General features: G+C 65.5%; 3 protein-coding genes. All 3 read left to right on the top strand.

Annotation, left to right across the window (positions count from 1 at the left end):
- On the top strand, positions 1-532 hold a 532-nt coding region (locus ACTUAL_RS21205; RefSeq protein ID WP_440901475.1), incomplete at its 5' end, for a cadmium resistance transporter.
- A gap of 135 nt (positions 533-667) precedes the next feature.
- Entirely contained in the window at positions 668-910 is a 243-nt protein-coding gene (locus ACTUAL_RS21200; protein WP_310892266.1) for a hypothetical protein, read from the top strand.
- A 388-nt stretch (positions 911-1,298) separates the two neighbouring features.
- Positions 1,299-1,677, top strand: a 379-nt coding sequence (locus tag ACTUAL_RS21195) for a hypothetical protein (protein WP_440901474.1), incomplete at its 3' end; no start/stop codon positions are given.

The following is a 1,677-nucleotide window of genomic DNA, read 5'->3' as shown; positions in this document are numbered from 1 at the left end:
GTCCCTATTCTTCGCCCGCGGCGCGGGGCAACGCGGCACGACAACTCGAATCCTGGCGGGTCAGTACCTGGGATTCGTCGGCATTCTCGGCGCTGCCGTACTCGTTTCCCTCGGCGCCGGAGCCTTCCTTCCGCCCGAGGTCATTCCATACTTCGGCCTCATCCCGCTGGCGTTAGGACTATGGGCAGCTTGGCAAGCATGGCGCCGCCGGCACGACGATGACGACGATGAGGCGAAGATCGAAGGCAAGAAGGTTGCTGTCTGGGCCGTAGCTGGGGTCACCTTCGCTAACGGCGGTGACAACATCGGCGTCTACGTCCCCGTTTTCCTCAACGTCGGACCCGCGGCGGTGGTCGCATACTGCGTCGTGTTCCTCGCGCTCGTTGCTGTGCTCGTCATCGTGGCCAAGTTCATCGCCACGCGACGTCCGATCGCCGAGATCTTGGAACGTTGGGAACACGTCCTGTTCCCCCTCGTCCTCATCGGGCTCGGTGTATTCATCCTGATCAGCGGAGGAGCATTCGGGCTCTGAGACCGGCGCAACAACGTCAAACAGGCTGACTGCCCCCTGCCGTAAACGATCCTCCGTGTGAACGCGCGGGGGTCATCGAGCTCCCGTGCGGCGTGTCGCCGGGGAGCGTCTAGACCTAGGGGTACTTTTGCGGACATGGCCACCGATTACCGCCGCCCCCGCGGCACGCGCGTCGACCCGGTCGCTATCGGCTGGGAGATCGAACGCAGCCGAAAAGACCGCTTCATCCAGCTTGCGCATCACGCCGGTGTGTCGAGCGCAGCCTTCCTGGAGATCATCATGGATCGCCTCGAGGACGACCTCACCGACCGCGGGGTTCCGAGCTGGTGGCCCGAGCCTTCTCGACAAGACGGAGAGCTGCCTATAGAAGCCGCATAGACGTCAGGGCCCGCCGTGCCAGCGGATGGCCCTGTAACGGTCGAAACCCCCACCTGCCAGGGCGGGGGTTTCGGAAGAAAAGGACCGATGGGTAGTCGGTTCTCGAGTGTCCTACCAGATCCAGGAAGGAGACGTTGCCATAGTAGCGCGTTCCCCCGCTCTACGGGGTGTATTTTCCGACCCTCTGCGCGTGTCGGAGCCAGATGTGGCTCACGCGTGGATCCTCACGCGCGCGCTCAGCCCGCGCGACAGCGTCCGCGTGGCGGTCCAATCTGCCTCCGGTGAAGCTCTCAACGAGTACCCGAGCGAGATCCCCACGACCTCGCCGGCCCCCTCTGTTCCGTGGGCGATGTACCTTTCCGCGGACCGTCAGCGCTACGACTTCGTCGTGTTCGATCTCGACGCCTCCCAGGGGAACGCGCCCTACGACGCGGGTCGGTTGTCGCTTTGGCTGGACGAGCTAAACATCGACCACCTGGTGTGCGAGTCCGGTCCGTCTGGTGGCCGGCACGTCTGGATCGGCCTCGCGGACCCCGTCGACGCCGACACGGTCCGCACCGTCGCCGTCCTTGCGAAGCAGCTCCTCCCCTCCCTCGACTCCTCTCCCCTCACCAACCCCGTCACCGGCGCGGTGAGGCCCCCAGGGGCACCCCACCGCCGCGGTGGCGCCTCCACACCCCTCGGGCCGCTCTCTTCCCTCACGCGGACGTCTGTGCCCATTGAGGCGATGACGACGCTCAGCGACTTTCTGGTCGACCTCGGGGCTG

This window comes from Actinosynnema sp., from assembly GCF_052038725.1.
This window is presented reverse-complemented; position numbering and strand designations above follow the sequence as displayed.

Bases quoted from the DNA above. Each gene is read 5' to 3' on its own strand.
- ACTUAL_RS21200 (WP_310892266.1), top strand. From the start codon at position 668: ATGGCCACCGATTACCGCCGCCCCCGCGGCACGCGCGTCGACCCGGTC.